Source organism: Apibacter mensalis, assembly GCF_001418685.1.
Lineage (GTDB): Bacteria > Bacteroidota > Bacteroidia > Flavobacteriales > Weeksellaceae > Apibacter > Apibacter mensalis.
The window spans coordinates 1-26182 of record NZ_LIVM01000013.1 but is presented as its reverse complement, the minus strand read 5'-3'; the positions used below and the strand labels follow the sequence as shown (position 1 = coordinate 26182).

Genomic DNA, 26182 nt, shown 5'->3' with positions numbered 1-26182 from the left:
TATAAGAACATCCTTAAGTAATACATACAGAGAAGTAAAAAATATGAAATAAAATAAAGTTGTTGGTAGAAGAAGGTAGGTGAATTACAATAATATGATTATTAATTATTTATATCTGGATAAAATTGTTTATTAGAAAATAAAAAATCAAAGTTGAACTATAATATTGGTAAAAAATTTCTAATTTCGCAAAAAAATTTTAGCATGAATTTGGTAATTGTTGAATCGCCCGCAAAGGCCAAAACAATAAAAAAATTTTTAGGAAATGACTTTGAGGTAGAATCAAGTTATGGACACATAACAGATCTAGCAAAAAAAGATATGGGTATAAATATGAAAACTTTAGAACCCATTTATCAGGTTTCTGCAGATAAAAAAGAGATCGTTAAAAAACTTAAATCATTAGCGAAAAAAGCAGATACTGTTTGGTTGGCTTCCGATGAAGACCGTGAGGGAGAAGCCATTGCATGGCATTTATTTAATGAGCTAAATCTTAAATCAGAAAATACTAAAAGAATTGTTTTTCATGAAATAACCAAAAATGCCATTCAAAAAGCCATTCAAAACCCTAGAAATATAGATATTAACTTAGTAAATGCACAACAGGCTCGTAGGGTTTTGGATAGATTGGTAGGCTTTGAAATGTCGCCAATTCTTTGGTCTAAAATAAAGGCTGGCTTATCTGCAGGAAGAGTACAATCTGTAGCAGTACGTTTAATCTGTGAAAGAGAAGAGAAAATTGAAAAATTTATCCCGATTCCAACTTATAAAGTAGAAGCAGTTTTTTATAATAAGTCAAATAATTTATTAAAAAGTAAGTTAAATACAGATTTTGAAGACTATTCACAAGCATTGGATTTTATACAAAGAGCAAAAGGCAAAACATTTACCATATCCAATGTTGAAACACGTCCTAGTAAAAGAAGCCCTTCAGCCCCCTTCACCACATCAACCTTACAACAAGAAGCTTCTAAATTAGGATTTTCAGTTAGTCGAACTATGATGTTAGCTCAGCAGCTATACGAGTTGGGATATATAACTTACATGAGAACCGATAGTGTAAATCTATCGGAAGAAGCTTTACATTCTGCAAAAGATGTTATTATTAAGCAGTTTGGGAATGAATATTTAAATACACGTCAATATACCACTAAAAATAAATCAGCACAAGAAGCTCACGAAGCAATTCGACCTACTAATTTATCTATTCAGGAAGCTGGAGCAGATGATTCTCAGAAAAAATTATATCATTTAATTTGGAGAAGGACATTGGCCTCACAAATGGCAGATGCCAAATTAGAAAGAACTATTATTGATATATCAAATCCCCATTTAAAAGAGAAGTTTGTCACTAAAGGTGAAGTGATCGTTTTTGACGGATTTTTAAAAGTATATCAAATTCAAAAAGAGGAAGACTCAGCAGATGAAGATAATAATGAAGGATTATTACCTGTAGTGGAAAAAGGAGAAGAAGTTCAATTATCACAAATTATTGGAGAAGAAAAATTCAGTAGGCCTGCAGCAAGATACAATGAAGCATCATTAGTGAAAAAATTAGAAGAATTAGGAATCGGACGTCCTTCCACTTATGCTCCTACCATTTCTACAATTCAGAAAAGACAATATGTTGAAATTAGGGATTTGGATCCTAATCAAAGGGAGGTTAAAAAGATTCTTTTAAAAGATAATACTATAAAAGAATTTGTTGAAGTCGAAAATTATGGAGCGGATCGAAGAAAACTCATGCCTACTGATATTGGATTAGTAGTAAATGAATTTTTGACCGAACATTTTCCAACCATATTAGATTATGGTTTTACAGCTAAAGTAGAAGAAGATTTTGATAATATTGCAGGAGGAAATGAAAATTGGAAAGAAATGCTGACCGGTTTTTATGACGATTTTCATCCACATGTAGAAGAAGTAAAAGAAACAGCTGAAAGAGCCACAGGGGAAAGATTGTTAGGACAAGATCCTAAAAGCGGTAAAAATATTTATGCACGAATAGGTAGATTCGGTCCCATGATTCAAATGGGTGAAACAGAAGATGAGGAAAAGCCCAAATTTGCCGGGTTGATGAAAGGACAACATATTAATTCAATAACTTTAGAGGAAGCACTTAAACTGTTTGAATTGCCCAAATATTTAGGAGATTATGAAGATAAAAAAGTAGAAGTCAATACGGGTAGATTCGGTCCTTATGTAAAGCATAACAGCAAATTTTTTTCTCTGAAACCCAAAGAAGGAGATGAAATTTCAACCATAACTTTAGAAAGAGCTATCGAACTAATAGAAGACAAACGAGAGGCTGATAGAAATAAATTTATAAAATCGTTTGAAACAGAGGATCCAATTATAGAAATCTTAAATGGAAGATGGGGACCTTATATAAAGCAAGGAAAAGAAAATTATAAAATACCTAAAGACACGGAAGCAGATAAGTTAACCCTTGAAGAAGTAAAAAAATTAATTTCGGAATCATTAAATAAGACTAAATCCAAAACTAAAACAAAGAAGAAATAAGTGGAAGCACTGAGAGATTTTTTGCATCCAATTGATGAATCCATGTTATATGGACAACCAGAATCCATAGGAAGCAAGATACAATTTTATTGGGAAAAAAAACTTGAAGAAAATAGTATTGTAATTATTGGTTGTCCCGATTTAAGAGGTACCGATCATATAAAAGAATATTCCAATTTAAGATTAATAAGGGAAGAATTTTATCGTTTAATCTGGAATAACTGGAATTTTAAATTATATGATTTGGGTGATATTATAGCGGGGAGAGAATGGGAGGATACTGAATTTGCTCTAAAAAAAGTTTTAAAAGAATTATTGGAAATGAAAGTACAGCCCATCATTTTAGGAGGAAGTATGGGGCTGAATTATACAGCTTATAAAGCACTTTCCATACTAAAAAAGCCCTTAAATTATACCGCAGTTGACACTAAAATTGAAATAGGAAATACAGAAGGAAAGTTAACAGATAAGAACTATCTTTCTAAAATGATAGTTGAAGATTTTAATCTATTGTTCAATTTTACTAATATTGGATATCAAAGTTATTATGTTCCACAATCAACCTTAAAAAAATTTGACACTTTAGATTTTGAAGGAATACGTTTAGGAAATATAACAACTAATATAAAAGATTCTGAGCCTATATTTAGAAGCTCTGATTTTGTAGGTATTAATTTGGATTCCGTTGAGTCTTATGATGGAACTCTTTCTACCGGAAGTACGGTAAATGGATTTACCAACAGAGAAATTTGTAGTTTATCTAGGTATATAGGCTTATCTAAGCAGGTAAAAATAGTAGGAATATATAATTTTTTAGGATATTCATACAATAAAATGAATGAAAAATTAGTTTCTCAAATACTGTGGTATCTATTAGATGGTAAAAATCAGCAAGAATATTATGAAAATGATGAATATATTAAATACACTGTTTTACATGAAGATAAAGAACTGGTCTTTCTAAAAGATCAATATGTTGACAGGTGGTGGTTAGCTATAGATTTTGAGGACAATGAAAGTTCTGTTTTCTTAGTACCTTGTTCAATAAATGATTACAGAGATGCATTAGAAGGAAATGTTCCCGAACGATATTGGAAAACCTTCAAGAAATTTTTATAAAGCTAATAGATAAATTAACTCTAATTTTATTTGAGGAGCAAAAAAATTTTTAAATAAAATAAAAAAATAGTAGTTTTACAATTTTTAAAAGAAACATTTTAGTTATAATGAGAAAAGTATTATTACTCTTATTGGCAACGTCAACAATAATTTCTTGTAACTCATCCAGAAAAGGAAGAGCAGGAAAGCCGGGATCACAAGGAGAGATTGTAGTTGCGCAAAAGAGTCAGCAATGGAATAATAAAAAACCGTATGGTATGGTACCTATTCCAGGTGGAGCATTTGTTTTAGGACAATCTGACATAGATTTCACCGGGACAAATACAAAAGCACCTTTAACTACTGTTACTGTATCAGCATTTTATATGGATGATACCGAAGTAACTAATGCTGAATATAGAGTATTTGTAAACTATGTTAGAGATTCAATTGTTCGTTCACTTTTGGCAGAAAGAGTAGGTAATGAAGGAGGAGAAGGCGAAGGAATAGGTAGATACTCCTATTTAAATAAAAAATCTGAAAATGAACAGACAGCCTATCAACAAATGTTAGAAGAACAAGGAGGAAGAGAAGGTTATGATGAATCTAAAAAATTGGATTGGTCAGTTCCTTTAGAATGGAATACTTCTCGATACCCTGATGTTGCCTATGCTGAAGTATTAGAATCTTTATATTACCCACCTGAAGAAAGATTTAACAATGAAAGAATAATAGATTCCAGGAAATTAATATATCAGTATACTTGGATAGATCAATTAGAAGCAGTTAAAAATAAGGGAAGGGGAAAGGATTTTCTTAAAAAAGAAGAAATTGCAATTTATCCTGACACTACTGTTTGGTTAAGAGATTTTAATTATTCATTTAATGAACCTTTATTTGAACAATATTTTTGGCATAAAGCTTATTCGAAATATCCTGTAGTAGGAGTAACTTGGGATCAAGCAAGAGCTTTTTGTGCATATAGTACTAAATCCAAGAATGATTACAACCAAAGTAGGAAGAAAAAGAAAGATAAAATTTTTCCATACAGGTTACCTTCAGAAGTAGAATGGGAATATGCAGCAAGAGGTGGTTTAGAAAATGCCCCTTATCCATGGGGAGGTCCGTATTTAATTGATGATAGAGGTTGTTATTTAGCAAATTTTAAACCTAAAAGAGGTGATTATATGGAAAACCAAAATGGATACCTGTACACTGCTCCTGTAAAGTCTTTCAACAAAAACGGATTTGGTTTATACGATATGGCTGGGAATGTTTCAGAGTGGACTGTATCGGCATATAATAGTAGTTCGTATACAATATCATCAACTTTAAATCCTTATTTAGGCAACAGAATTGAAGATCCAAGAAAAGTTATAAAAGGTGGATCTTGGAAAGATATAGGTTACATGCTTATGGTGAGCGAAAGAGATTGGGAACACAAAGATTCTGCAAGAAGTTTTATTGGCTTTAGACGAGTTCAAACCATACCGGAAGGTTCAAAAGGTAGATTTCCAATAGTTAAAAAACATGCTCCAGTTAGATAAAATTATAATTAGCATTGATAAATAAATAATATATAATATAGATTAATAATTTAGAAAAATTTAAAAAAATGGCAATGAAAACAAATTCAAAGGATAAGGTGTTAAATATGGTGTACTCTTTAGGTGCAGCAGTAGTTATCATTGGTGCTTTATTTAAAATTAATCACTGGGGATTAGGCCCTATAACCGGTAGTGCTATATTAGCAATAGGTTTAATTGTGGAAGCGTTCATATTTGTTGTATTTGCTTTTGATCCACCTCCGGCAGAATATGAGTGGGAAAAAGCATATCCGGAATTAATAGATGGATCATCAGCACAGAAAAGATCAAAATCTAAAATTCAAGATTCTTCAATACAAGAAGCTGAGATTTCTTTATCTACGAAATTAGATCAAATGCTTTCTCAAGCCAAGTTAGATGCAGGATTATTAGAAAGATTACGAGGGGGTATTGAAAACTTTGGTCATGCTGTTGAAGGGATAAATAAAACCGTTGAGGCAAGTACTGTTACAGAGAAATATAAGAATCAATTAAGTATAGCTTCCTCTCATTTAGAAAATTTAAATGCATTATACCAATTACAATTAGATAATGGTAAGAGATATACAGAAGCAAACCAAAAATTTGTAGATGACTTATCAAAAGCAGGGGAGTATTCTCATACATTCCAAAAACAATTGGCTGAATTAACAGCAAATCTAAATAATTTAAATAAGGTATATGGTGGTATGCTTAATGCCATGAAAGCTTAATAATTTTAAATTTTAAAAATTAAATAAGTAAAAATGGCAGCAGGAAAACAGACACCACGCCAGAAGATGATAAACCTAATGTATTTAGTGTTTATTGCTATGTTGGCAATGAATGTGGACAGAGAGGTTTTACGTTCTTTTGAAGGTATAAATGAATCTTTACAATTATCCACTAAATTAACAGATGAAAATAATAAAACCTTTTATGATCAAATAGAAGCTAAGAAGGCAGATGGAAATGAAGGATATGTAGAGATAGCGAAAAAATCAGATGAGGTTAAAAAACAAGCACAAACAGCTATTGAAGCGATTGAAGAAGTAAAAAATCATTTGGCAACAGCTGCAGATTATACTCCTCCATCAGCAGGTGAAGAAACCAATTATAATTCTCTTCAAAATACAGATGTAGTTAATAAAATATTTTTTGTAAATGATAACACACCTACTAAGGCTGTAGAAGAAATGATAGCTAAAGTACAAGATTTTACTAAATTTATATTGCAAGGAGCTAATGAAAAAGCAAAGGCGAGAATAGATCAATTGTTTGATTTTTCAGATAAACAAAATAAACCATGGATTGTAAATCAGTTTTACGATCAACCTATGATCTCAGCACTAACCAACTTGACAAGATTACAATCAAACATTAGAACTGAAGAAGGTAATAGAGTTAGAGATTTATTGGCTAATAAACTTGAAGATGAAATTGAATTAAAAGCCTTTGTACCTATTGTGTCTGCTCCTAAATTTGTTAGAGCAGGAGAGAAATTTAATGTTACTATTGGTTTTGGGGCGTATGACAATTCATTAAAAGGTTCAATAACTTTAAATGGAAGAAATATACCATTATCTGGAGGAAAAGCAGTAGTTAATATGGTTGCATCTGGAATAGGCAAACAACGTTTATCGGGAAATATTTCTTACCAAACACCAAATGGTATTAAAACGGAACCATTTAATGAAACTTATGAAGTTGTTCAAGATGTTGTAAAAGATTTACCAACCGGAGGAACTGTAGTAGCGGATAAAATGAACGTAGTTTATAGAGGAGTTGAAAACCCAATGAGTGGATCTGTTACTGGAGTAGATGCTTCTACCATAAGCATGAGTACATCTAACGGTAGTCTAACACGAGCTGGTAAAGGTTGGATATACAAAGCTGGACCAGGAACAACAACAAACTTTACGATATCAGGTAAAACTTCTTCAGGTAAAACTGTTTCTACTACCGTAGCATTTAGAATTAAGAATGTACCTAAAGCGCAAGGTACCATTCGAGGTGCTAATGTAGTAAGTATGCCGGCTAGTTCTGTGCCTAATCAAACAGTATCTGCGGCTATACCGGATTTTGAATTCCCAGTTACCTTTAACGTTACAGGATTCAAATTAAAGAGGCCGGGTGCTGCTGCAAGACCTTATTCAGGTAATTCATTAAGATCAGCTGCAGATTATTTAAAAGGATTAAAATCAGGTGATCAAGTATTAATATTTGATATTGCTGCAACAGCATCAGGAATTTCTCAACAAAGTATTTCACCTATTCTTATAAATGTTCAATAAAAAAGAAATTAATAATACTATTTTTAACATGAAATCTTTATTACTTAGCTTAACAGTCTTAATAAGTTCAGGAGCATTTGCACAAAATATCTTAAATGCAAAATCCCCTGTAGAATTAAGAGAAATGAGAGAAGAGGGGTATGATATTGTAAATGGAACTGACACAATCTCAACTGCTCCGACTGTTCTACCTTACGGGTATATTGAAGATAAAGATATTTTGTGGTCTAAAGTAGTATGGGAGATTATAGATTTAAATGAAAAATTAAATCAACCTTATTACTATTCTTATGAAGATGTTACAGCAACTTATATATCTTTATACGATGCTCTATTTAAAGGTATCGATTCAGGTAATATAACTGAAGTATATGATGATGATAACTTTACATCAAGAATTTCTCCTGAAAATCTTCAAAGTAAAATTCAAGCAATAAGAGAATCTGAATGGCTTCAAGATAAAAGAGCCTCAGGGGAAGAAATTACTGCTCAAGATCTTATCGAGGGGGTTGATCATTATAAAACCGATACGCGTAGCGTTAAATTAATTAAGATAAAAGGAATGTGGTACATAGATAAAAGATTAGGACAAATGAAGTATCGTTTGTTGGGAATTGCACCTATGGGACCAGATCCTCAAGTATTAGGTCTTTCAGAAGCTACAATGTTAGGATATCAAGGAGATGAAGAAATGATTGACTTATTTTGGATTTTTTATCCAGGAGCAAGAGAGGTTTTATCAAATTGTACAATATATAATCCTAAAAATGGATCATCATCTATTACATATGATGACGTTTTAAATGCTAGAAGATTTAGTTCTATTATTTATAAATCACAATCCGAATATGGTGATGGGCTAATTTCTAATTATATACCTGGAGATGCAAAATCTCAGCTTGAAGAAAGTAATAGAATTAAAAATGAAATTCTACAGAAAGAAAATAATATGTGGAATTATTAATAACCGAATTTTAACCCTGTACTGTCCTGAATCAAGCTTTTGATTCAGGACTTTTTTTTAACTTTACTATTAAAAAATAATATTATTTCCTGATAATAAAAAATGTATGCTAGATTATCTTATTATAGGCCAGGGATTGGCAGGTTCTTGCTTGGCTCATAGATTATTAAAAGAAAATAAATCATATAAAATAATTGATATAGTTTCTAATTCTGCCTCATTTGTTTCATCGGGGATGTATAATCCCGTGGTATTAAAAAGATTTACACCTGTTTGGAATGCTGAAATAGAAATCAATAAATTACTTAAAGAATTTAAAGATTTTGAAATTTTATTAAAAGTAAAATTAATATATAATTCAGATTTATACAGGATTTTTGCCAATGAGGATGAAGTTAGAACATGGAAAAAAAAGTCTGAAAGGAATGAAAATTTAAAACCATTTTTAGATCCGGAAATTTATGATTCAGTTAATCCAAATATTATAGCAAATTTTGGTATGGGGAAAGTTTATAAATCAGGTAAAATATTTGTAAGAGAACTTTTAAGAGAATTTAGAAAATTTTTACTTAAGGATAATAGGTTAATCGATGATATATTTGATTTTAATCATTTAAACAAGGAAATAAATTATTATGAATATAAAGGTATTAAAACAAAAAAAATCGTTTTTTGTGATGGTTATTCTTTGAAATATAATCCTTATTTTAACTATCTGCCCATGGAAGGTGTTAAAGGAGAAACTATGGTTATACATGCAAATGGATTAGGCCTTACCGATATTGTAAAATCAAAAGTTTTTATTATGCCTATGGATAAGGATTATTATTATATAGGGGCTACCTACCATTATCGTGAAGTGAATGATGAAATATCTGAAGAAGGTCAAAATGAATTAATTAATAGTTTAAATAAATTTTTAAATATTGATTATAAAATTGTCAAAAAATTTGCAGGAATAAGACCAACCGTTGTCGACAGACGACCTTTATTAGGGGAGCATCCTGAATTTAAAAATATGTTTATATTTAACGGCTTAGGTAGTAGAGGAGTAATGTTAGCCCCTATTATGGCGGAAGAATTATACCATTTTATGGAAAATTCTAAAGAATTACTTTCGGAAGTTAGTATCAAAAGATTTAATTTATAAATGCATAAATGGAAAGTTCAAATATTATTGTTATAGGCATAATTATTATCACCGGTTTAATTAGTTTTAAAGGTTTTAATGATCAGATTTTTTTTAATAGATATAAATTTAATATTGATACTATTCTAAAAGGAAAACAATGGGATAGGATGGTGACCTCAGCATTTTTACATGGAGATATTGCCCATCTGTTTTTTAATATGTATACTTTTTATTTTTTTTCAAACTTTATATTAAACTATGGTGTACCATTTTTCATTATAACTTATTTCGGTTCAATTATTATTGGTAATTTTTTGGCATTATGGATGCATAAAAATAATCCATATTACAGTGCAATAGGAGCTTCGGGTGGAGTATCCGGAATTTTATTTGCTTCTATAATTCTAAATTCACAAATTTCAATTGGGATTTTTCCCTTACCTTTCTCAATACCGGGTTGGATATTCGGTATTATTTATTTAACCTATTCATTATATGGTATGAAAACTCAATTGGGAAACATTGGGCATGATGCTCATTTAGGTGGAGCAATTTTTGGTATACTCAGTGGCTTAGGATTTGTCATTATGTATCCGTACTATCCTTTAATTAATTTTAGGCCATTATATTTACTGTTTATGTTGATTCCACTGATTTATTTGATATATTTAGCTTTTAATAAATATAACGATTAAATTAGTAAGTTAATCATAGAGTCATATTTTTGAAAGTATTATATAACTATACCATAAATTTAAACCTTATAAATACTTTCATAAGATTTGTAATTCTTAGTTAAATAACCTTAAAAATTAAAGGTAAATAATTTTTTTATTTTAGAATTTTATATCCTATTACACAGCTTAAACATTGTTTTTTCAGGCACTTGTTTTTATATAAATAGAGATATGCTTGTGAGTCTAAAGCCGAATTGAATTTAACTCCTAAATTATTATATTTTTGTATAATCGAATTATTTTCAGATCTTATTTCATAAAGGATTTCAAAAATTTCCTCTTCCAAGGGTTTACCGATATTTTTAGAATATGCAAATTTTATCGGTAGAAATGCATTAAGAATAATCAAGTCTTTTTGAGACTTAGATAACTTTTTTTCATTACCACGTACTGTTTTTTTATCAAAAACATAATGATCAGTCCAATAATCGGATGATTTTACATCATCCAGAAGACGATAATATTGATTTACTGATTTTATTCCGATGATATATGAAAATAAATTTTGATATTTTGAAATAATGTTTGCAAGTTGAGATAATCTAATAGAGGGAAAATTTAAGGGCCTTAACCTAAAATATTTTACGTCAATAAACTTATTCGGTATATTAAATTTTGTTTGTATAAATTTAAATTCTTTATATAAATCTTGAGGGTAACTATCCCTCTTATTTTTTAAATCATGAGTTATTCCGAATAATAAAGATTCCATTTGAAATTGACTCTTAGAAATTTTCCTAATGATTCTATAATCTAAAGATAAAAATAAGTGTTCAAATGCATCTGCATTTATTTTGAGACCTAACGTATGCGCTAAAACTGTTGTAAGAGTAGCTTCCCAATCATTCTTTTTTCTTTTCAAAATATCATAAATATGGACACATTTATTTTCTAATTTATCCAAATATAAATTCTCAGAAACAGAAAAAATATTTGAAAATAATGAATTGTTAATCAAATTTTCACAAGGAATAAATTGGAATGTGCTATTTCCCAATAGATTGTAGTTATTCCGAATTTCATTGGATATATAAGATTTGAGCTCGAGAATTGGAAAATATGAATTAAGAATTTTATTGTTATTATCGTCGACCTCATAGACTACATGTAAAATTAAATTTGAATAGTTGTTGTCAAGATTATGTTTAGACCAATCTGATGATTTTACATGAATTTCAACATTTCCATTACATTCTATATTATCTATTTTTATTCTTGCAAAAATAAAATCCGGGCCGGCATTCGTATTATAAGAACCTACATCAATAATTTCAACTTTATTTCCTTCTATAGTATATAAATTTTGTGTATTAAATTTTTTAAATTGCCAAATATGGTGTAGTAACTCTTCTTTCATAATTTATTCCTATTCAAGTAATTAATAAGATAAAATTAATGAAAAATAAAAAAGTTTTAGCAATTTAGCTAAAACTTTTTTTAAGATAGATTATATTATCTTTTATCTATATCAATATAATCACGTTTTGGATTGCCGATATAGATTTGTCTTGGTCTGTTAATAGGCTCATTATTCATTCTCATTTCTTTCCATTGAGCAATCCATCCGGGTAATCTTCCTAAAGCAAACATTATGGTAAACATTTCTGTAGGAATACCTAAGGCTCGATATATAATTCCGGAATAAAAATCAACATTAGGATATAGTTTTTTCTCGATAAAATAAGGATCATTTAAAGCTACTTCTTCTAACTTTTTAGCAATTTCAAGTGTTTCATCTTCAACTCCTAGTCTACTAAATACATCGTCTGCAACTTTTTTTATAACCTTAGCTCTAGGATCAAAATTTCTATATACACGGTGACCAAATCCCATTAAACGGAAACTATCATCTTTAGATTTTGCCTTATCGATCCATTTTTGAAGGTCACCACCATCGTCTTTGATCATTTCCAACATTTCTATTACGGCTTGGTTAGCCCCTCCGTGTAATGGTCCCCAAAGAGCAGAAACGCCTGCCGAAATTGAAGCAAATAAACCGGTTTGTGCAGATCCAACCATTCTCACTGTAGAAGCAGAGCAATTTTGTTCATGATCTGCATGTAGTATAAGCAGTTTATTGATTGCATCTACAAAAACTTCATCAATTTCTAAATCTTCAGTTGGCATTCTGAACATCATTTGATAAATATTATGAGGATAATCTAGCCTATTATTAGCATAATTTAATGGCAAACCTAATTTTAAACGATAAGTCCAAGCGCATAAAACAGGAAATTTACCTAATAATAAGGTATAAGCATTATATAGATCTTTTTCAGATTTGACATTAACAGCATGAGGATTGAAAGCAGTTAAGGCACTTGTAAGAGTTGATAAAACGCCCATTGGGTGTGCAGATCGAGGGAATGCTTTTAGAATTTGTTTCATCTCTTCACTAACTAAACTATTCTTTTTTATATCTCCTTCAAATTTGTTTAATTGCTCCAAAGTAGGAAGTTCTCCTTCTAATAATAAATACATAACCTCTGTAAAGGTTGATTTCTTAGCAATTTGTTCAATAGGATATCCTCGATAATATAATTGCCCTAAGTCTCCATCAAGATATGTAATAGTACTCTTAGTAGCGCCAGTGTTTTTGAAACCTACATCTAAAGTAATTAGTCCCGTTTCATCTCGTAATTTAGAAATATTTATACCTCTGTCTCCAATAACACTCTCAACAATTGGATATTCATATTCTTTACCTTCATGGAATAATTTTACTGTCTCTGACATATTTTATGTTCTTTCTAATTTTATTAGTTTTTTTATGCTTGTGAAATATATGAAATTAAAATTATTAGAAAAAAAATTATACAAGAATTATTGAATAAAACTGTAAAAATAACAGTAAATTTAGAATTACCAGTTTAAATAAGAATTTTTCATCTTTATAGTTTTTTAAAGTAAAAATAAGTGTACTTATCAAATATATGAAAAAAACGTATTCTTCCAATATAATTAATTATTAATTTTTATATTGGATATTGTTTGGATTAATTAGTATAATAAAAAACGGAAAGATTTAACTAACCCTTCCGTTTTGTCTTTATTAATATAATAAATTATCTTTCGACTTTGAATGCTTTGAATTGAGGATAAACAGCAACTTCACCTAAACTTTCTTCAATTCTTAATAATTGATTGTATTTAGCCATGCGGTCAGATCTTGAAGCAGAACCTGTTTTAATTTGACCACAGTTTAATGCAACAGCAAGATCTGCAATTGTGTTGTCTTCTGTTTCTCCGGAACGATGGGACATCACGGCAGTATATCCGGCGTTTTGAGCCATTTGTACAGCATCAATCGTTTCTGTTAGAGTTCCAATTTGATTAACTTTAATTAAAATTGAGTTACCAACTTTTTGTTTAATACCATCTTCAAGTCTCTTAACATTGGTTACAAATAAATCATCACCAACTAATTGTACTTTTTCACCAATTTTTTCGGTAAGGATTTTCCAACCTGCCCAGTCGTTTTGATCCATACCATCCTCAATAGAGATAATTGGATATTTTTCTGTTAATTCAGCTAAATAAGAAGCCTGTTCTTCACTGGTTCTTATTTTTCCTCCTTGACCTTCAAAGATTGAATAATCATATTTATTGTCTTTGAAAAATTCGGAAGAAGCACAATCTAAAGCCAACATAACATCTTGACCCGGTGTATATCCGGCTTTTTTAATAGCATCTAAAATAGTATCTAAAGCATCTTCAATATTTTTAAAGTTAGGAGCAAAACCACCTTCATCACCTACTGCAGTGCTTAGCCCCCTGTCATGTAAAACTTTCTTAAGAGAATGGAAAATTTCTGTTCCCATACGAATTGCAGTAGAATAACAATCTGCAGCAACAGGCATAATCATAAATTCCTGAAATGCTATTGGAGCATCTGAATGCGCACCTGCATTGATGATATTCATCATAGGTACAGGAAGTACTTTACCGTTTACACCTCCTACATATCGATATAATGGTAATCCTAATTCTTTTGCGGCAGCCTGAGCAACAGCTAAAGATACTCCTAAAATAGCATTAGCACCTAATTTACCTTTATTAGGAGTACCATCCAGGTCAATCATTGTTTTATCTATTAAAGCTTGTTCAAAGACATCAACTCCAACTAATTCAGGTGCAATAACATCATTTACATTTTCAACAGCCTTTTGTACTCCTTTCCCTAAATACTCTTTTCCTCCATCTCTTAATTCAACAGCTTCATATTCACCAGTTGATGCTCCAGATGGAACAGCAGCTCTTCCCAAAGTACCATATTCAGTGATTACATCAACTTCTACTGTTGGATTTCCTCTGGAATCCAAGATTTGTCTTGCATGAATTTGTGCTATTAGACTCATAATATTATAAAATTTGTTTGTTAAAATTTTATACAAAAATACTCATTTATTAATATATAGTGGTTATGAATTGTTTATTTTTTAATGTAATTTAATTAATATAAAACATAAAATTGTTTATGGATAAATAAATTTTAAGCATACCGGCATATCTATCTTAATATTTTGATTCGTATCTTGTAAAAATCCTGAGTTTTGATCTATTGAAAAAAATTGAATGGTATCGCTGTCTTGATTAGCTACTAACAAAAATTTACCATTCGGTGATATTACAAAATTTCTGGGATTAATATTTGTTCTCTCATAATCAATAGGCGTTAATTTACCAGTGATTTGATCAATACCAAATATAGAGATACCGTCCTTTTTTAATCTGTTTGAAGAATATAAAAATTTTCCATTGGGGTGAATATGAATATCAGCACTTCCTTCTGCTTTATATTCATCAGAAACAGTCGTTTGAATTTCTTCTAAATTACCATCTTTATATTTAAAAACAACTATCGTTCCACCCAATTCATTAATTAGGTAAGCAAATTTTTTATTTTGATGAAAAACTAGGTGACGCGGGCCGGAGCCGGGAGCAACATTAATATAAGCAGGATCGAGAAAGGATAGAAAATTATTCTCTGTGGAGTAATTTACACTGAATCTATAAATTCTATCACTACCTAAATCTGTTGCAAAAAGATATTTATAATCCGGAGAGAATACTACACAATGAAGGTGTGATTGATTTTGTCTTACATCGTGTATACTACTTCCTGAAAAATTGACTTGCTGAATCATAGGGCTTAGACTTCCGTCAGACTTTGTCTTAAAAACTGAAATACTACCCCCGATATAATTAGCCGTAACTATATATTTATCTTGATATCCAATATTAATATAGCATGGCGCCGCACCATAGGCAGATTGAGAATTCTGAAAAGATATTTTTCCTGACACTTTGTTAAATAGGAAGGAATTAACTGTTGAACTCTCCTTATCCTCATTTTCACTAACAGAATATATGTGATTTTTTTTGTGGTTTATAACTAAATAGGAAGGATTGTTTATCGAAACATTATCAATAAATGAGGTATTACCTGTTTCTGAATCAAAATCATAAATATAGATACCATTACTTTCTCCGTCAGTATAAGTACCTATAACTAAATAAAATTTCATTTTTCTTTTTTATATATTAAAATATTTATATAAAGTTATAAATTATTTTTATAACTTTGAAGTATAAATGTGATACTAAATGAGGTATCTATATAATTAAATAATATATTTGGTTTTATACGGATTTATAATGCTTAACATTTATTTAAATCATGTATTATTTATATTAGAAAACATTTATAATAAAAACTGATATTTTTGTTTTGATAATAAAATGATACATAAAATATTTGTTTTTATTACATAACTACTTACTATTATACTAGAATTACTTACTACTAATTAGAATTTAACAAAGAGATTTAATAGCGTTATTGAGTTAATAAAGTCAATAAATTGTGATTAATTGCTCATTTTAATTTAATGTCAATAAAATAGGGTTTAAAAATAGCATTTAAAACTTCAGTTAGTGTTGTTAATTATTGATGAATTAATGCTGTAAAATATATCATTTTTTTAAATACTATATAGAAGTATAATAATATTTTACATTAAAAGCTAAAAAAATATGAATTAATTTATAAATAAAATAATTTAGATATGGGAATTTTACAAAATAAAACAGCATTGGTGACTGGTTCAAGCTCAGGTATAGGTAAATCAATTGCCACCAAATTTGCACAAGAAGGAGCCAACGTTATTATTACATACCACTCAGGTAAAGATAGAGCAGAGAATTTAGTAAAAGAATTATCCGGATTGAATATAAAAGTTAAGGCTTACCAGGTAAATATCTCTGATTATAAAGAAACGCAAAATTTTTTTGATCATATAAATCAAGATTTTAGAGATATAGATATTTTAGTAAATAATGCCGGAATCAATGGTAAAAATATGTGTGTTGAAAATATGAATATTGAAGATTGGGATAAAACCATAAAAACCAATTTATATGGTCCTTTCTACTGTATAAAGGAATTTTTAAATCTTAAGAAGAAAAATAATTCTTATAAAGGGTCTCGTATTATAAATGTAACTTCTATACATGAATACATCTGTAGACCGGGTGATGCTGATTATAATACCGCTAAAGCAGGTATGAGAAATTTAGCAAGAACTCTAGCAATAGAGTTAGCACCAAAGGAATTAACGGTTAATAATATTGCTCCCGGAATGATACTTACTCCTATAAATAAGAAATTTACAGATGATGCTAACTTATTGAAAGAAAAAGAAAATATCATCCCTATGAAAAGAGGAGGTACCCCTGAGGAAGTTGCTAATGTAGCTTTATTTTTAGCTTCTGAAGCAAGTTCCTATGTTACAGGATCTACCTATACTGTAGATGGTGCATTATCTATTTTAGGTCAAAATGCTTAGATGAATCTATACAGTAATTTTTAAAATATGAATATAACGGACTTTTTAATAGCCTGTATTCCTATTTTATCTTGGGGTTTTGTTCCTGTTATTTCCACTTATATTGGAGGGAAAGTTATTGAACAATCATTGGGTGTTGCAATAGGTAGCTTTATATTTGCTTGTATAGTTTATGCTATAAAACAACCTATAATAGATCCTCATATTATATGGATCGGTATAGCATCCGGGTTATTTTGGGCTTTTGGATCAGTAGGGCAATACATGGGATTGAAGTATTTAGGGGTTTCTAAATCTATGCCTATTTCAAATGGAACACAGATTATAGGCACTTCTATATTGGGAATGTTTTTAGGAGATTGGTCAACATTTAATTCTAAAATATGCGGTTTTACAGCCTTAGGATTAATAATTATAGGTATCGTTTTTACATCATATAAGGAATTGGGAGTAGGTGAAAATGAGGAAAAAATATATTGGGGTAAAGGTATAACTGTTAATTTGTTTTCTTCTTTAGGTTTTACTCTATATGTAGGAATTTTAAAATATTATAATATAGAGGGATGGTCTAGCCTTTTACCACAATCAGTTGGACAAATACTTGGAATTAATATTATAGCCTTTTTATTTTTTAAAGTCAATCCATATAAAATTATTGCTATCAAAAATAGTATAGTTGGAGTTATTTGGGCATTAGGTAATATAGCAATATTAGTTTCTCAAATGAAATTAGGACTGTCAGTAGCTTATCCGGTAGGTCAAGCTTCAATTATTGTGTCCGTAATAGCCGGAGTATATATTAATAAGGAGATGAAGACCAAGAAAGAATGGCTATCATCCATAATGGGAATGGCTATCATCGTTTTAGGATTGTTTTTTATTTATTTATCCGGATTTTTTGATAATATTTAAAATTAGAAATTGACAACGATTATAGAAAATAATATAAAAATTTAATTGAATGACTTAAAGGAATGGCAAAAGTATAATTAATTTTGAAACAGTTGTTTAATTAATTAGATAAGGAACTATGTAAAATATTTGATACAAAAAAACTTCTTAAATAAATTAATATCTTAATGTATCATAAAATTTAGAGAAACCTGTTAAAAATTAAGTATAAAGATTGTAATCTTTTATTCCACGATTTTCATCACCTAATTTTACAGCAATAATAAGTTGTTAGTCTGATAAGGTTAAACCTGTTAATACCTATACAGGTATTACTATTATCTGGTATAATTGAAGATTTTCTGAGCATGTTAGTGTAGGAGTAGTTGGTGCATATATATGCTCTAAATTTAAGGCTTTGGTTAAATCTTCCATAATAAGTTTGCGTTCCAATGACAAAGCTTGAAGAATCACTTTTGATAAGCAGGTATATCTTTGTAATATTTTTAACATAAGAATATACTCAAATATATGCCAATCCATTGGATTGACAAATAATTTTAAGGAACCAAAGAAATAAATAAGTTTATATCATCAAAACTTATAGAGGTTCAAAAAAACATCTGAAAATAGTTAAAAACAATATATTTAAACAATTCAAATTTAAAAGCAACCAAAAGTAATAAAATTATTATTCCATTGAATTTACAAATCTACATTTAAGCCTAATGATAATTTACTAAAATTTATTTCATTTTCGTCGCCGGTATTTTTTCCTAACACATCCGATAATTTTACAGCATTTAAATATTCATCACTTGGTTTTTCTTTTACATGAGTTAATTTAATCACCATGTTAAGGGGTTTAACACCAACATCATTAGATAAGTATGTACCGATACCATAGGTGTCATGAATTCTATCTTTGACGTGTTCTTTAATTTTTTTAATTTCAGTTAAATTTAATGAATCGCTAAATACTATAGTTTTAGAAGAAGGATCAATTCTATTTTTATTATAAAAATCAATAATTTTTTCTGTAAATTCCAAAGGGTCGCCACTATCACAACGTACTCCATCAAACAATTTAGCTAATTTTAAATTAAAGGATTTAAAAAATGACTGTGTAGTATAAGTATCAGTTAAGGTAATACCGAGGCTTCCTTGAAAAACATCTACCCAAGCCTCTAATGCTTTTATGTTAGCAGAGCGATAACCAAATAAAGCTCCGTGATACATAAACCATTCATGAGGCATAGTTCCGATAGGAGTAGTATTATATTTCATAGCTAAATACACATTACTGGTCCCTTTAAAATATTTATCAGAATTTTCCTTTAATATTCCTACTACTTTATCTTGAACGTCAAAAGAATATCTTCTTCGAGTGCCAAATTCAGAATAATCTGCTTTCAAATTTTTAAGTCCAATGGCCTTTTCTTTAGCCTTTATTTCAATATCTTTTGGCTTAGTGCCTATCATTTCAAAATATAATTCAGAAATCATGGCCATAAGCGGAACTTCCCATAAAACAGTTCTATACCAATATCCTTCAACATATAGGTTTAATTTACCACCTTCTTGTGAAACATGTACTTCATCTGGGTTATATTTATATCCTTCTAGAAAATCTACAAAAAATGGATCTAAAAAATAGCATCTTTGTAAAATAAAATTTTTTTCATCATTAGTTAATTTCAAACTAATCATTTTATTTATTTCTTCTTTCAACCTAGCCGCAAAACCTTTTGGAAAATCATCTTTTCCACGGTTAATAAAATCATATCTAACATATGCCCATGGATACAATCTTTGTATGGCATTCATTACTGAAAATTTATATAAATCGTTGTCGGTAAAATACTTAATTATCATAATTAAAATATATTTTCTAAAAAGATATTTGTCAAAGTTACAATTTTTATGATTAAAACTATTATTTATAAACTATTTAATTAATAAAACCTTATATTTTTATTGAATATAAGATAAAAATAAAAAGTTTATCTTTATCAGATCATAACATAAACTTTATAAATGAAAGCATTAATAATAGTTGATATACAAAATGATTTTCTTCAAGGAGGAAGATTAGCTGTAAAAGGTGGAAATGAGGTAATTCCTATAATTAATTCAATCCAAGAAAAATTTGATCTTGTTGTTGCAACTCAAGATTGGCATCCTGAAGGTCATAAAAGTTTTGCCTCTCAATACAGTAATAAAAAAGAATATGAAAAGATTGAATTAAATAATATTAAACAGACTCTATGGCCGGATCATTGCGTTCAAAATACCTTTGGAGCGGAAATTTCTTCGGAATTGAACCAAAATAAAATTGAAGCGATCTTTAGAAAAGGAATGAATAGTAATGTTGACAGTTATAGTGGATTTTTTGATAATGGAAAATTAAAATGTACAGGTTTAGGTGATTTTTTAAAAGGACGAGGTGTGAATGAGGTTTTTGTGTGTGGGTTGGCCGCAGATTATTGTGTATATTTTACAGCTAAAGATGCACTAGAGTTAGGATTTAAATCAAATATTATTGAAAATGCAACTAAAGCTATTAATTTAGTAAATTTTGAAAATAGCAAAAAGAAATTTATTAAAAATGGAGGTAATGTTATTAATGATATATAGGCCTTTAAGGTATATAATTAATAACTAATTAAATTCAATTTTAGCTCAATAACCTATTCATAGTAAAAAAAAGTCCCACTCCTGAAAATGGGACTTAAAACTAACTACTATGAAAATTCATTGCCTTATGAACAATTATATAAAAACAAAATTCATGCCATAATACCGGTAAATAATGTATTTAAATATTATAATTTAATAAAAATTATTGATTAATTAAAATAATATACTTACATGTAGTGTTAAATAAAAAAAGTCCCACTATCAAAGTGGGACTTAAAACTAACTACTATGAAAATTCACTGCCTTATGAACAATTACATAAAAACAAAATTCATGCCATAATACCGGTAAATAATGTATTTAAATATTATAATTTAATAAAAATGATTAATTAATTAAAATAATATACTTACATGTAGTGTTAAATAAAAAAAAGTCCCACTATCAAAGTGGGACTTAAAACTAACTACTATGAAAATTCACTGCCTTATGAACAATTACATAAAAACAAAATTCATGCCATAACACCGGTAAATAATGTATTTAAATATTATAATTTAATAAAAATGATTAATTAATTAAAATAATATAATTACATGTAGTGTTAAATAAAAAAAGTCCCACTATCAAAGTGGGACTTAAAACTAACTACTATGAAAATTCACTGCCTTATGAACAATTATATAAAAACAAAATTCATGCCATAACACCGGTAAATAATGTATTTAAATATTATAATTTAATAAAAATGATTGGTTAATTAGAATAATATACTTACATGTAGTGTTAAATAAAAAAGTCCCACTATTAAAGTGGGACTTAAAACTAACTACTATGAAAATTCACTGCCTTATGAACAATTATATAAAAACAAAATTCATGCCATAGTATTTAAAGTAATTATACATTATAACATTTTAATAAATTGTTAGAATTACTAAGGTTGATATTGATATTTTTAAATAAAAAATCAATGATCAAAGCAGGACTTAATACCAATTACTATGAAAATTCAATGACAGATAAGCAATTATGTTAAAATAAAATTTATGTAATAATGTAAATATATAATTGTATTTAAATGTTATAATTCAATAGAAATAATTTAACTATAAAACAGTATGATTAAATAATTGTGCTAATAAAAAAGTCCCACTATTGAAAGTGAGACTTAAAACTAACTACTATGAAAATTCACTGCCTTATGAACAATTACATAAAAACAAAATTCATGCCATAACAAATATTAATTATAATTTATATATTGAGTTTAATTATGAATATATAAATATTTTTAATTGATAATTTTTAAATATGATAAATACTGTTGAATGGGATGAAAAAAGCCCTATTACTGAAAATAGGGCTTAAAACTAACTACTACGAAAATTCACTGCCTTATGAACATTTGTATAAAAACAAAATTCATGCCATAGTATTTTAATATATTTATATGTTATAAATCCAAATAAATTAATAGAAATACTAAGGTTGATAATGATTTTTAATTAAAAAATCCCACAGATAAAACCTGTACTTAAAATTAACATTAACTATTATGAAAATTTCCTGACTTAGATATTAAATATTTTTTTTTATTAATTATTACAATTTCGTATAATTTCATTGATACCATTGAACCATCAATCGAAACTTTTTTTTACGTTAAAATCTGCCAATGTCGTTATTTTTATTGGTGCTTATAGTTATTATAACTTCATTAGTTTTACAAATTTATTTTGTATAATCCTTTTAGATATAGAAGATAAATAACCCGTTTTTTAGTGAACTTTTTGATTGAAATCAAATTCATTTTTGGTTCTTGTTCCCAATTTAATAAATAATATGAATATTTTTTTGATTAATAACTTGGATAAGCATCAGTGTTATTTAAGTACAATCATAGGCTTATAAAGTCAATTTTTTTTATTTTTTGTTTTCCAAAGTTGGTCTAAATACTTATATCTATCAGATACATATTTGGCATACATTTTAGATATAGCATATCCTTCTTTACCATCTAAAAAACCAAATTGAATGATATAATGATGAATAAAACGATAAATAGGTTTAATGTGATGATGTAAAAAATTAGATTTTATTCCCTTTTCAAATAATTCTTTAGCTTTAAGCTTGGAATATTTATCTAATTTTTCTAAATATTTTTTTTCTGAATTAAAAGAATAATGATCCAATCTGTTTTTTAAATAACCTGGTTCGGTTTTACATTCTATTTCTTCATGAACTAATTTATTTTTTTTATAGATAGATTTGTTTTTTTTAAATAATCGTATAACTTTATCATTTTTCCAACCACTATGCCGCATAAGTTTGTCTCTAAAATAAAAATTTCTTCTTATCCAATAAGCATCTTTAGGGTTGGGAGAATTTACAGTAATTAAAATCTCATTGACGAGTGCAGTTGGAATATGTTCATCTAAATCAAAAAAGACTATCCAATCATGGGTAGCGTGTTCGATTGCAAAATTCTTTTGATTAGTAAAATTATCAAACTTTCTTTCAATGAAAATTAAATTAGGATATTTTTTGAAACGATCTTTAGTTTTATCTGTGCTAAAAGAATCAATAACAATGATCTCATCGGCAAAAGAAATATCCTTCATAAAACGGTCTACATTTTCTTCTTCATTATAAGTTATACATAAAGCAGTTATTTTTGGTTTTTTGCTTTCAATTTCATGTAATAAATTAGAATTCGATTTAGTAATTCCAAGAATATTTTGTAGAAAATCTTCAATTTTACCAATTAACATTTTCGGGTCCATTAGTTTATAAAATGGGTCAGGCTTTCGTAAGATTTCTTTAAGTGAATATTCAGTGTAAATTTCAGGAAAGACATCCATAAGATGAAAACTCTTATGAATAAGTAAATTTTCATAGCAACCCCAATCTTTTCTAAATTTGTGAGGGGAAAAGATTGAAAACGATGGCTTTTGTATAGCTTTAGCAATATTAACTGCACCTCCTTCATTAGCTATAAGTGCGTCGGAATTAGATAATATTGCTGCAAACTCCCTTATATTGTTACCAAGTATGGAAGTAAATATTTTTTCTTTACACTTGATATCTTCTAAAAGAGCATCAGCTTCTTTATGTTGATTAGGTATATAATTGAATAAAATATCTATATCGTATTGATCTAACAGATAATTTATTAATTCAGCCATATAGGATAGAGGCCAAGATTTTTTTAAACTACTGCCTAATATTCCAACAATAATGATAGGTTTTGTAAAACTAATTCCGAAATCTATCATTAAATTTTTGGCATTTACAATTTCTTGGTCAGTTAAAAATATTTCGGTTTGAAAGTCAATTTTTGTAAAATCTTTTACGAAGGGAGAAAGTAAAAGGCATCTATTTTCAATTGAAGTACAATGAATGAATTTAGGAAATTTTTCTTCAACAAAAACATCTGTATAAAAATATTTAAAAAAAGGCTTATCAAAACTAACTCTGCTTTTAGCTTTAGAAAATAACGTTATAAATCGACTTTGTAATTTTGCATAAGGATCAAAAAGAATATCATATTTTTCATTTTTTATATATTTCGTATACTCCCATAAAACAGATAATTTTTTTAACTCAATATCATCAAATCCAATTATTTTATCTATATAAGGATTATTTTGAAGAATATCTATGGCATTGTTATAACAAAAAAAATGAACTTGGATGTCAGGAAATATTTTTTTTAAGTTTTTAGCGAGTACACTGGAAACTAACACATCTCCTATAAATTTATTTTGTATAATTAATGCTTTTTTCAAAAATATAATATTTAATTATAAAATAGTTCGGCAAAAGTAGAAAAAAATTTTATTCATAATTGAGAACATATGTCATATAATAATTGTTTATTTTCTTATAATATGCATAATATTTAACGCTAGCTTTTTCATCAATAATCCAACATACTATCGGTTTATCACTTTTTAAATGAAATGGTTCTACCCTATAGTGATTTAAAAATGACCATAAATTACCATGGTGTATTTTATATAAAGCCTCTTTTAACCCCCATAAAATGTGATAATAATCTTTCTCTTCGCCGTCGGGTATATATTCAAATTCATCTTTTCGGATAAATTTATATTTTATGGTATTAATTTTTTGATCTCTCTCAAGCTCAATATCTACCCCAATGTTGAAAGTAGAAGCGCCAACACATACAACCCCATGTGAATGAGATACTGAAATATTATAGGTTCCCTCAACAAATGGTTTTCCTTCTTTAGTGTATTTCACTTTGTTATCTAAGCCTAATGCCATTAAACATGCTCGTAATCCTAAATACTCACGTTTTCTTTTGGGAGTTAATAAATCATATTTGCCTTGCCTTATCTTATCTAATTTTAATATCCGTAATAATTCTTCATTGGTTTCACTAACCTTCCAGGTAACTATTCTCGTAAAATAATCTGGTATAATAAAATCTACAATAGGCATTTAAGATAATTTAAATAGATCAGTAAATAAATATATAAAATTATATTAAGTTAATTATAATTCTGAATTATAAAATACTTTATAATAAAACATTTTCTTTTCATCATCATATCCTTGCTCTAAAAAATCTTCAGAAGCTTCAGGTCTATTAATATCTAATTTAATTTGAATATAAGTATCTAACTTTATGTCTGTTTTAATTTTTCGTTTTTCTCTTGCCAGAGCGCTTGAGGAAACATCAAATATTTCGGAGAATTGAATACCTGTATTTTCTGAGTAATCTTTTTTATATGTTTGAAATTCATTTACTGCATTATAATTTTCTAACAATTCCTTTTCCAAAACTTCTTCGGTAATAGTTTCGTTTTCGTTAAATAGTTGTAGACAATTACTGATAAATTCGGTTTGAATTTTTTTGCCTTTTTCTTCAAAAATTACTTGTTGTGAAAAATCGGATAATAAATTAATATAATTTTTAGTCTGATATGAATCATCATTAATATAATCTACTTCCAGAAAAGATTTTTTCCAATATTCAGATTCCACTTTGGCGTCATCATGGACCAATACTCTATAACCGCTTTCTTTATGTGTATTTAATATTAGACAACCCTTATCTATAGGCGAATCTAACCTAAAACCTTTCTGTATGGCGCATTCTACAATATCGGAATGACGAAATCGGATAAATTTATTTTTATTTTCCAATTTAAATATTCCGATGCCGGATATTTTAGTTTCTTGTCCTATGTCAATATCATTGAATAGGGCAATAAAAATTTCGCCATTTTTAATTTGTGGATGATTGGATCTTTCAAAAAGATGATCCAACACTTTATCTGAAAAACTAACAAAATCGATGGTATCTTCGAAAATATCTTTACATAAAGAATATAAAATATTAAAATTTATGTCTTTCGTATAATGTGTGAATTGGAAATATTCCAGATTTTTTTTAAAGGGAGAAAGGAAATAGGGCTGCATTTCTTCTTCTTCTTTCTCGTTTAGATGGAATAAATC

Annotated in this window: 20 protein-coding genes; 11 read left to right on the top strand and 9 right to left on the bottom strand. The window is 28.4% G+C overall.

Translation table 11 applies throughout. From position 1 onward, the window contains the following. Positions 1-204: 204 nt before the first annotated feature. From topA to ASC36_RS08760, 8 genes are all read left to right on the top strand, one after another. Positions 205-2523: a type I DNA topoisomerase gene (gene topA, locus ASC36_RS08795; RefSeq protein ID WP_055426129.1), complete on the top strand. Its 2319-nt coding sequence runs from the start codon at positions 205-207 to the stop codon at positions 2521-2523. Further along, complete coding sequence (locus ASC36_RS08790) at positions 2524-3642, top strand: arginase family protein (RefSeq protein WP_141656245.1); 1119 nt, start codon at positions 2524-2526, stop codon at positions 3640-3642. A gap of 107 nt (positions 3643-3749) precedes the next feature. Continuing rightward, entirely contained in the window at positions 3750-5168 is a 1419-nt protein-coding gene (gene porK, locus ASC36_RS08785) for a T9SS ring complex lipoprotein PorK/GldK (protein ID WP_055426127.1), read from the top strand. Between the two features lie 74 nt (positions 5169-5242). Continuing rightward, entirely contained in the window at positions 5243-5920 is a 678-nt protein-coding gene (porL, locus tag ASC36_RS08780) for a type IX secretion system motor protein PorL/GldL (protein WP_055426161.1), read from the top strand. Positions 5921-5953: 33 nt separating this feature from the next. After that, complete coding sequence (porM, locus tag ASC36_RS08775) at positions 5954-7480, top strand: type IX secretion system motor protein PorM/GldM (protein WP_055426126.1); 1527 nt, start codon at positions 5954-5956, stop codon at positions 7478-7480. A 28-nt stretch (positions 7481-7508) separates the two neighbouring features. Next, positions 7509-8444: a type IX secretion system ring subunit PorN/GldN gene (porN, locus tag ASC36_RS08770; RefSeq protein WP_055426160.1), complete on the top strand. Its 936-nt coding sequence runs from the start codon at positions 7509-7511 to the stop codon at positions 8442-8444. Positions 8445-8550: 106 nt separating this feature from the next. Then, on the top strand, positions 8551-9594 hold the full coding sequence (locus tag ASC36_RS08765; protein ID WP_055426125.1) for an NAD(P)/FAD-dependent oxidoreductase: 1044 nt from the start codon (positions 8551-8553) through the stop codon (positions 9592-9594). 8 nt (positions 9595-9602) lie between these two features. After that, positions 9603-10271, top strand: coding sequence for a rhomboid family intramembrane serine protease (locus ASC36_RS08760; protein WP_055426124.1), 669 nt, complete (start codon positions 9603-9605; stop codon positions 10269-10271). A 136-nt stretch (positions 10272-10407) separates the two neighbouring features. Here ASC36_RS08760 and ASC36_RS08755 read toward each other — a convergent pair whose 3' ends face one another. The 4 genes from ASC36_RS08755 to ASC36_RS08740 form a co-directional block, all read right to left on the bottom strand. Further along, positions 10408-11670 carry a DUF2851 family protein gene (locus ASC36_RS08755; protein WP_055426123.1) on the bottom strand — a complete coding sequence of 421 codons (1263 nt, stop codon included), beginning with the start codon at positions 11668-11670 and terminating at the stop codon, positions 10408-10410. A gap of 95 nt (positions 11671-11765) precedes the next feature. Continuing rightward, the gene (locus ASC36_RS08750) at positions 11766-13049 is read right to left on the bottom strand and encodes a citrate synthase (protein WP_055426122.1); all 1284 of its coding nucleotides are present in this window, start codon (positions 13047-13049) and stop codon (positions 11766-11768) included. Positions 13050-13378: 329 nt separating this feature from the next. Beyond that, positions 13379-14671 (bottom strand): phosphopyruvate hydratase, encoded by a 1293-nt coding sequence (gene eno / locus ASC36_RS08745; protein ID WP_055426121.1) that lies wholly within the window; start codon positions 14669-14671, stop codon positions 13379-13381. A 117-nt stretch (positions 14672-14788) separates the two neighbouring features. Continuing rightward, on the bottom strand, positions 14789-15841 hold the full coding sequence (locus ASC36_RS08740) for a lactonase family protein (protein WP_055426120.1): 1053 nt from the start codon (positions 15839-15841) through the stop codon (positions 14789-14791). Positions 15842-16381: 540 nt separating this feature from the next. Between ASC36_RS08740 and ASC36_RS08735 the strand changes: the two genes are divergently transcribed. Both ASC36_RS08735 and ASC36_RS08730 read left to right on the top strand, forming a co-directional pair. Continuing rightward, the gene (locus ASC36_RS08735; protein WP_055426119.1) at positions 16382-17161 is read left to right on the top strand and encodes an SDR family NAD(P)-dependent oxidoreductase; all 780 of its coding nucleotides are present in this window, start codon (positions 16382-16384) and stop codon (positions 17159-17161) included. A 27-nt stretch (positions 17162-17188) separates the two neighbouring features. Next, complete coding sequence (locus ASC36_RS08730) at positions 17189-18073, top strand: GRP family sugar transporter (protein WP_055426118.1); 885 nt, start codon at positions 17189-17191, stop codon at positions 18071-18073. Positions 18074-18373: 300 nt separating this feature from the next. Here the strand turns inward: ASC36_RS08730 and ASC36_RS08725 are convergent, their stop codons facing one another. Beyond that, entirely contained in the window at positions 18374-18595 is a 222-nt protein-coding gene (locus ASC36_RS08725) for a hypothetical protein (RefSeq protein WP_055426117.1), read from the bottom strand. Positions 18596-18757: 162 nt separating this feature from the next. Next, complete coding sequence (pncB, locus tag ASC36_RS08720) at positions 18758-19927, bottom strand: nicotinate phosphoribosyltransferase (RefSeq protein WP_055426116.1); 1170 nt, start codon at positions 19925-19927, stop codon at positions 18758-18760. Positions 19928-20089: 162 nt separating this feature from the next. Between pncB and pncA the strand changes: the two genes are divergently transcribed. Beyond that, entirely contained in the window at positions 20090-20689 is a 600-nt protein-coding gene (gene pncA, locus ASC36_RS08715; RefSeq protein WP_055426115.1) for a bifunctional nicotinamidase/pyrazinamidase, read from the top strand. A 1919-nt stretch (positions 20690-22608) separates the two neighbouring features. On the opposite strand, the gene ASC36_RS08710 is transcribed toward pncA, so the two are convergent. The 3 genes from ASC36_RS08710 to ASC36_RS08700 form a co-directional block, all read right to left on the bottom strand. After that, positions 22609-24483, bottom strand: coding sequence for a glycosyltransferase (locus ASC36_RS08710; RefSeq protein ID WP_055426114.1), 1875 nt, complete (start codon positions 24481-24483; stop codon positions 22609-22611). Between the two features lie 49 nt (positions 24484-24532). Continuing rightward, on the bottom strand, positions 24533-25162 hold the full coding sequence (locus ASC36_RS08705) for a 4'-phosphopantetheinyl transferase family protein (protein ID WP_055426113.1): 630 nt from the start codon (positions 25160-25162) through the stop codon (positions 24533-24535). A 54-nt stretch (positions 25163-25216) separates the two neighbouring features. Then, the coding region (locus ASC36_RS08700) for a nucleoid-associated protein (protein ID WP_055426112.1) at positions 25217-26182 on the bottom strand (966 nt) is incomplete at its 5' end.